Below are 7372 nucleotides of genomic sequence, written 5' to 3'. Positions count from 1 at the left end.
GGGGCGCTGCGATCCTGCAGCGCCCCGTTCTCGTTGCACGTCATCGCCGGATTGGAGTTCTCAAAGGATTGATGGTCGGGTTGACCGAACCGGTCGGCCGTGCGCCGTTCGCTCCACATCAGACTCTCACGAGCGCAGCCGAATCCCTTGTGTGCAGGAACCTGTTCACGACGCGCACGAACGCCTTGGTCTCGTCATCGACCACCAGCCCTGTGCGAACGTCAGGGACCGCAGGCTTGCCGTGATGCTCGGTGCAGAGGGACTCGTCGGAGGAGCTCGAGCTCACTCTCCTGGAGCTCGTCTCGGGCAGGCACCACCGCCGCGGCCAATGCTCCTTCTCCGACATTCAGGCGAGCTTGGCGGCGTGACCCGGCACTTCCCGCTGGAGTGCAGGTGCCGTGCGCTGGTAACCGCTGGACGGCGGCCGCGTGGGCAGTTTGATCTTCGGTGCGGTCGCCTCCCAGCGCGTCAGCGACTCCAGGTCCATCGGGGACAGCTTCCACCGCTTGAGCGGGTCGTCGAGGCGCTTGCGGAAGCGGCGTTCCTGCTCGGCGTCGCTGACGGAGAACCAGTACTTGCGCAGCAGGACGCCGTCCTCGACGAGCATCCGCTCGAACCGCGGGCACTGCCGCAGGAACAACTCGTGCTCCTGCGGCGTGCAGTAGCCCATCACCCGCTCGACACCCGCGCGGTTGTACCAGCTGCGGTCGAGCAGGACGATCTCCCCCGCCGCCGGCAGGTGTGCCACGTAGCGCTGGAAGTACCACTGCGTGCGTTCGCGTTCGCTGGGCGCGGCCAGCGCCACGATCCGGGCTCCGGTGGCCTTCACCCACTCCTGCAGCTTCACCAGCTCGGTCTGGAGCTGGAGCAGCTCCCGGTCGTGCACGTCCCGCCCCAGCTTCGCCATCAGCACCGGTTCCTGCGGCGTTGCCGCCACTTCTCCAGCTCCACGACGAGGTACGCCGCCACGCTCAGCATGAACACCACCAGCCAGGGCTGCCACCCGAGCGGGGCCGTGTGGAAGAGCTGGTTCATGAACGGCACGTAGGTGAGCAGCAGTTGCAGCGCCACGGTCAGCGCGACGCCCACCAGCAGCCACCTGTTCGGCCCGGTGCTGGGCCGCCAGCGCTCGAGCGACCGGCAGTTGGCCAGGTAGGCGATCTGCGCGCCGACGAACACGTTCACCGCGACCGTGCGCGCCACCTCCAACGAGGCTCCAGTCGACAGCTGCCAGCGGAACGCGCCGAACGCGCACGCGAGCAAGATCGCCGAGACGAACACGATCCGGCCGACGAGCTGTCGCGTCAGCAAGGGCAACGACGGCGGCAGCGGCGGTCGTTTCATGACGTCCGGCTCGCGCGGCTCGAACGCCAGGGTCAGTCCCAGCGCGACGGCGGTGGTCATGTTGATCCACAGGATCTGCACGGGCAGGATCGGCAGCGCCGTGCCGAGCAGGATCGCGGCCAGGATCACCAGGCCCTCGGCCATGTTCGTGGGCAACGTCCAGATGATGAACTTGCGCAGGTTGTCGAAGACGGCGCGGCCTTCCTCGACCGCGGCGCGGATCGACGAGAAGTTGTCGTCGGTCAGCACCATGTCCGCCGCCTGCTTGGCCACCTCCGTGCCACCTCTGCCCATGGCGACGCCGATGTCCGCGCGGCGCAGCGCCGGCGCGTCGTTGACGCCGTCGCCGGTCATCGCGACGACCTGACCGTCGGCCTGGAACGACTTGACCAGGCGCAGCTTCTCCTCGGGAGCGACACGGGCGTGCACGTCCTCGATCCCGAACTCGGCCGCGATGGCTCGTGCGGTCCCGGGGTGGTCGCCGGTGATCATCTTGACCTCGATGCCCGCGGCCTGACACGCCCGCACGGCCTCGATCGCCTCCGGGCGCGCCGGGTCGTGCATCGCCACGAACCCGAGCAGTTCCACGTTGCCGCGCAGGCCTTCCTCGGTCAGGTCGCCTCGGCGAGCACGGCCCACGGCCAGCACCCGGAGGCCTGCGGCCGCGAGCTCCTCCGCCTCGTGGCTGCGTGTCAGTCCACAGAGGTCGAGAACGCGTTCGACCGCGCCCTTCACATAAACGGTGCCGTCGGCGTGCCGGGTGGCCATGAACAGGCGCTCCGAGCTGAACGGCAGCACGTCCACACGTTCCGGCACGTCGTTCAGCCCCGCCTTGCGAGCGGCGACCACGAGTGCGGCCTCGGTGGGGTCGCCGACCGGCAGCCAACGCTCACCGTCCTGAACGATCCGTGCGTCGTTGCACGCCAGGCCGGCGAGCAGGCAGTCCCGCAACTCCGGGCTCACGGCCGGGACGAAGGTTCCTGTTGGTGCATAACCGATCCCGGACACATCGTGGCGCACACCTCCGGCCACGACGGTGGTGACGGTCATGGCGTTCGCGGTGAGCGTGCCGGTCTTGTCGGTGCAGATCACGGTGGTGCTGCCCAAGGTCTCGACCGCGGGAAGGCGGCGGATGATCGCGTTGCGGCGGGCCATCCTGGCCACGCCGATCGCCAGCGTCACCGTGACCGCCGCCGGAAGTCCCTCGGGGATCGCGCCGACCGCCAGGGCGACCGCCGCCGTGACCATCTCGGCGAGCGGCTCGCCGCGCAGCACACCGATCACGACGCTGAACACCGCGAGACCGAGGATCACCGCGGTCAGCACCTGGCTGAAGCGGGCGAGTTTGCGGGTCAGCGGGGTTTGCACGGTCACGGTGGTGTTCACGAGCCGGTGCACGCGACCGATCTCGGTGTCCGCTCCGGTGGCGACGACGACTCCGCTGCCGCTTCCCGCCGTCACCAACGTTCCCGAGTACGCCATGTTGGTGCGGTCGGCGAGCGCGGTGTCCGGCGGCAGCGACACGGGGTCCTTGGCCACCGGCAGCGACTCCCCCGTGAGCGCGGACTCGTCGACCCGCAGCTCCCCCGCGCCGATCAGTCTGAGATCGGCGCCGACCTGGTCGCCGGCGTCGAGCAGGACGACGTCGCCCGGCACGAGTTCGGTGGAGGACACCCGTGCGGCGACGCCGTCCCGGACCACCGTGACCTCGGTGCGCACCATGGTCGCCAGCGCGTCGAGTGCCCGTTCGGCGCGGGCCTCCTGGATGAATCCGATGACGGCGTTGACCACGACGACGCCGAACACGACGGATGCGTCGACAACCTCACCGAGCGCCGCCGTGACGGTCGCGGCGGCGAGCAGGACGTAGATCAGCGGGTGGTGCAGCTGGCCGAGCAGCCGCACCACCCAGCCGGGCCCGCGCCGGGCAGGCAGCTCGTTGGGGCCGAGGTCGGCCAGGCGCCGCTCCCACTGCGCGGTGGACAGGCCGGCGTGCGCGTCGCTTTCCGCGAGGAGCACCACCTCCGCCACCGGCAGGCCGTGGTGGGCGACGGCCTCGCGGTCAGCCGTGCTCAGCGGCATGGCCCACTCGCAGGTGCGGGTCCTCGTGGCTGATGGCCCGCAGCACGTCGAGCCGGTCGACCATGCCGACCACCTGGCCGTCTTCGAGTACTGGCACGCAGAGCACCTCGTAGCGCGTCATCGCCTCCCACAACGTCGCCACGTCGAAGTCGGGCCCGACCGTCAGCTCGGGTTGGGACATCACCCGCTCGACCTTGGGCGCCTGGTCCTCGCTCCGCCGGCAACCGGCCTTGGTCACCACTCCGCGGAAGAACCCGCTGTCGACGACGGGTAGCATCGTGAGACCGAAGTCGTCCATCAGCCCCTCCGCGTGGCGGGCGAAGTCGCGCGGCCCCACCGTGACGAGGGGCCGGACCAGCAGTTCGCTCGTCTTCATGACGTGGCCTCAGCGGGCTCGCGGTCGGTCACCGGGATGACGACGATCGGCGCGTGGGCGTGCCGGACGACGTGCATGCTGGTCGAGCCCAGCACCATCTGCCGGATCCGGTGGTTGGTGTGGGAGGCCACGACGAGCATCGCGGCGCCTTCCGACGCGCTCTCGAGCACCTCGGCCGCCTCCCCGCGCAGGCTGCGTCGCACGATCTCCGGCTGCTCGGTGCGGCCCTGCGCCGCCCGCAGCAGCGCCTTTTCGATCAGCTGCTCGGACGCCGCGGTCTCCCGCTGGGCCGACGTCTCCGTCCAGTCGACCAGCGCCTCGTACTGCCAGGCGTTGACGACGTGCAGCGGGCAGCCGCGCACCGTCGCCTCGTTCAGCGCCCACTCCAGCGCGCGGTCCGACGCGGGCGTGCCGTCGATGCCCACCACGATCGGGTCTGACTTGCTCATCGGATTCTCCTCGTCGTGTTGTCAGCTGATCCGCAACTGGCGCAGGAACGGGTCGGCCTGGTGGGCGGGTGCGACTCGCACTCGCGCGTCCACGACCAGACATCCGTTCTCCGTCACCACGAGCGGGTTGATGTCGAGCTCGACCACCTCCGGCAACGCCGTGGCGAGTTCCGCCACGCGCAGCAGGACCTCCCGAACCGCCACCGCGTCCTGTTCGGCCAGGACGCGTCCGGCGGCGCGGAAACCGTGCACGAGGTCGTCGGCGTCCGAAGTGGACAGCGGAGCGAGTGCGGCGGCCCGGTCGTCGATCACGTCGGTGTCCACGCCGCCGAGCCCGGTGACCACGAGCGGACCGAACTTCTCGTCGGTCGCGATGCCCACCAGCAGTTCCCGTCCGCCCGCCGCCATCGGCTGGACGAACACCCCGCGCAGCTTGTCGCCGAAGCGGTCCTGGAACGCGCGGAAGGCCTCCGCGACCGCAGGGCCGTCGCTGATCCCGAGCTCCACGCCGCCGCCCTTGCTCTTGTGCAGCAGGTCGTCGGCGACCGCCTTGAGCGCCACCGGCACGTCGTAGGCCAGTTGGGCGGCGATCGCGTGGTCCTCCGTCGTGGCCAGCGTTCCGCCGAGAACGGGCAGCCCAAACGCCTTGAGCAGCACGACCACCTCGTCCGGGGTGAGCCAGCCATCGCCCCGGTGGGCCACGACGCCGCGCGCCGTGTCCAGGTCGATCCTGTCCAGGCCGAGGAACTCCGACGGCCGGGAGAGCCACTCCGCGCGCTCCGCCAGGCGGGCGAGTGCCGCCGCGGCACGGGCAGGCTCGGCGTAGCACGGCACGTCGTCCTTCAGGAGTTCCGTCTGACCGGTGCGCACCGCGAGGATCGGCTTGTGGTCCAAGCGGTGCAGGCCGTCGGTCGGGTCGCCGAGCGCGGTCGGAACGCTCACGGTGATCACCGAGTCGACAGCGGGATCCGCAGCGATGACGTCGAGGCAGCGGGCGAACGTCTGCGCGTCGACCACGGCGGTGGTGTCGACGGGGTTGCAGCTGCTGGCCGTGACAGGCAGCAGCTCGCTCAGCGCTTTCACGGTGTCCACGGACAGGTCCGCCAAGCGCAGGCCTTCTCTCACACACGCGTCCGCCGCCAGCACGCCGAGACCTCCCGCGTTGCTCAGGACGGCCACCGACCTGCCCTTCGGCAGCGGTTGCCGGCTCAAGGCCATCAGCACGTCGGTCAGCTCCGGCACGCTGTCCACCGCGATCACTCCGGCCTGGCGGAACAACGCGTCCCTGATGACCGAAGGTGTCGCGGTCGAGGCGGTGTGGGACGCGGCGGCTCGCTGACCGGCCTCGCTGGTGGCGGCGCGGATGGCGAGCACCGGCTTGTGCCTCGCGACCTGGCGGGCCAACCGGGAGAACTTGCGCGGATTGCCGAAGGACTCGAGGTGGAGCACGACGAAGCGGGTGTCCGCGTCCTGGTCCCACCACATCAGCAGGTCGTTGCTGCTGATGTCGAGCTTGTCCCCGGTCGAGACCAGGGTCGAGAGGCCGAGTCCCAGGCGCCGCAGTTCTTCCTGCACGGCGATCGCGATGCCGCCGGACTGGGTGACGAGTCCGATGTCGCCGGCGAGGGTGGCGTGTGCGGAGAACGTGGCGTTCATCCGGACCGCGGACGAGCTCGTCGACACTCCCAGGCAGTTGGGGCCCACGAGCCGCATGCCGTGCGCTCTGGCAGCACTTCGCAAGGCCTTGGGTTCAACACCCGAAGAGATGACGACCAGGGCACGAACCCCGCGGCGACCACACTCCTCGGCAACTGCGGGCACGGCCTTCGCCGGCACGCACAGCACCGCGAGTTCGGGTGCTTCGGGCAGTTCCTCGATCGAGGCGTAGCAGGCGACACCCGCCACCGACTTCGCGTGCGGGTTCAGCGCGTAGAGGTCGCCGGTGAAGTTCCCGTCCACGAGGTTGCGCAGCACCGCGTGCCCGACAGAGGTCTCCGACCGGCCCGCACCGACCACCGCGATCGTGCCCGGCCGCAGCACGTGGGACAGGCTCGCGACATCGGCCACCGACTCCCGGGCGCTCACGGCTTCGAGATAGCGATCTCCGGGTTCCAGCACGAGTTCGACGTACATGACCTCGCCGTCGGGCACGATGCCGACGACGAAACCCGTGTCGGTGAACACCCGGAGCATGCGGCCGTTGATCGTGAGCACCTCGGCGGTGAACCGGCGTACGCCCCGGGACCGCGCCACGGAGGCGAGGTGTTCGAGCAGGAGCGTGCCGAGACCGTGGGTCTGCTCGGCGTGCGCCACCACGAGTGCCACCTCGGCGAAATCGGTCTCCCGCACGACGACGTAGCTGGCGGCTCCGAGCAGCCGGTCCTCGCGGAACGCGCCGAGCACCACGTGCGCCGGCCCGTTCGGCGAGACCATCCGCTCGACGAAGTCCTCGAGTTGATGCGGCGAGGTGCTGAAGAACCTCAGATACCTGTCCTCGACCGGAAGTGACCGGTGCAGCGCCAGCAACGCGGACACGTCCGCCGGCCCCAGTTCGCGCACGGTCACCGCGGTGCCATCGATGAGCAACGCCAGCGCGCTCACAGCAACGGTCCCGGCGTCAGCGGCAGTGCCGCCTCTGCGGGTGCGTGCTCCTGCTTCAGCTTCGGCGCACGGATCACCACGACAGGGCACGCGGCGTGGTGCACGCAGTAGGAGCTGACCGAGCCGAGGATCGCCTCGACGATCGTGCTGTGGCCGCGGTTGCCGACCACGAGCAGCTCCGCGTCCTGCGAGGCCTTGGCGAGCGCGTCCCGGGGGTCGCCCTCGACCAGGATCCGGCGGATCTCCACGCCCTCGAAGCCCTGGACCGCCGCGTCCAGGCCCTTCTGCGCCGTCTCCTTCATGGCCTGCGGCGACATCGCCATGATGACCTCGGCGGGCACCGGACCGATCATCACTCCGTAGTCCGGGTGCCACGCGGAGATCACGTCGACCGGGCAGCCACGCCGCCGCGCGTCCTCCACGGCCCATCGCAGTGCCGCCTGCGCGGCGGCTGATCCGTCCACGCCGACCACGATGGGCCGGGATTCCCTGTCGCTCATGCACTTCAGCCTTCCGGCAC

At 70.2% G+C, this 7372-nt stretch carries 6 protein-coding genes; all 6 read right to left on the bottom strand.

Annotated features, from left to right (window positions below):
- Positions 1-346: 346 nt before the first annotated feature.
- From ABZX02_RS41045 to ABZX02_RS41020, 6 genes are read right to left on the bottom strand one after another with little or no spacing between them, the layout of a single operon-like run.
- Positions 347-907 (bottom strand): hypothetical protein, encoded by a 561-nt coding sequence (locus ABZX02_RS41045; protein ID WP_355307054.1) that lies wholly within the window; start codon positions 905-907, stop codon positions 347-349.
- Complete coding sequence (locus ABZX02_RS41040; protein ID WP_355307052.1) at positions 907-3426, bottom strand: HAD-IC family P-type ATPase; 2520 nt, start codon at positions 3424-3426, stop codon at positions 907-909. Before ABZX02_RS41040 ends, ABZX02_RS41045 begins: the two co-directional genes overlap by 1 nt.
- A complete protein-coding gene (locus ABZX02_RS41035; protein ID WP_355307050.1) occupies positions 3407-3802 on the bottom strand; it encodes a CBS domain-containing protein in 396 nt (131 codons plus the stop codon). The genes ABZX02_RS41040 and ABZX02_RS41035 overlap by 20 nt, the downstream gene beginning before the upstream one ends.
- Positions 3799-4251 carry a universal stress protein gene (locus tag ABZX02_RS41030; protein ID WP_355307048.1) on the bottom strand — a complete coding sequence of 151 codons (453 nt, stop codon included), beginning with the start codon at positions 4249-4251 and terminating at the stop codon, positions 3799-3801. The genes ABZX02_RS41035 and ABZX02_RS41030 overlap by 4 nt, the downstream gene beginning before the upstream one ends.
- 21 nt (positions 4252-4272) lie before the next feature.
- Positions 4273-6852: a GNAT family N-acetyltransferase gene (locus ABZX02_RS41025; RefSeq protein ID WP_355307046.1), complete on the bottom strand. Its 2580-nt coding sequence runs from the start codon at positions 6850-6852 to the stop codon at positions 4273-4275.
- On the bottom strand, positions 6849-7352 hold the full coding sequence (locus ABZX02_RS41020) for a universal stress protein (protein WP_355307044.1): 504 nt from the start codon (positions 7350-7352) through the stop codon (positions 6849-6851). Before ABZX02_RS41020 ends, ABZX02_RS41025 begins: the two co-directional genes overlap by 4 nt.
- Positions 7353-7372 lie beyond the last annotated feature (20 nt).

Origin of the sequence: Lentzea sp. NPDC003310 (assembly GCF_040610935.1) — a bacterium.
Classification (GTDB): domain Bacteria; phylum Actinomycetota; class Actinomycetes; order Mycobacteriales; family Pseudonocardiaceae; genus Lentzea.
The sequence above is the reverse complement of the archived record's forward strand: the minus strand, read 5'-3'. Positions and strand labels throughout refer to the sequence as shown.

Coding starts and splice junctions, on each gene's coding strand:
- ABZX02_RS41020 (WP_355307044.1), bottom strand. CDS start 7,352: ATGAGCGACAGGGAATCCCGGCCCATCGTGGTCGGCGTGGACGGATCA.
- ABZX02_RS41045 (WP_355307054.1), bottom strand. CDS start 907: ATGGCGAAGCTGGGGCGGGACGTGCACGACCGGGAGCTGCTCCAGCTC.
- ABZX02_RS41035 (WP_355307050.1), bottom strand. CDS start 3,802: ATGAAGACGAGCGAACTGCTGGTCCGGCCCCTCGTCACGGTGGGGCCG.
- ABZX02_RS41030 (WP_355307048.1), bottom strand. CDS start 4,251: ATGAGCAAGTCAGACCCGATCGTGGTGGGCATCGACGGCACGCCCGCG.
- ABZX02_RS41040 (WP_355307052.1), bottom strand. CDS start 3,426: ATGCCGCTGAGCACGGCTGACCGCGAGGCCGTCGCCCACCACGGCCTG.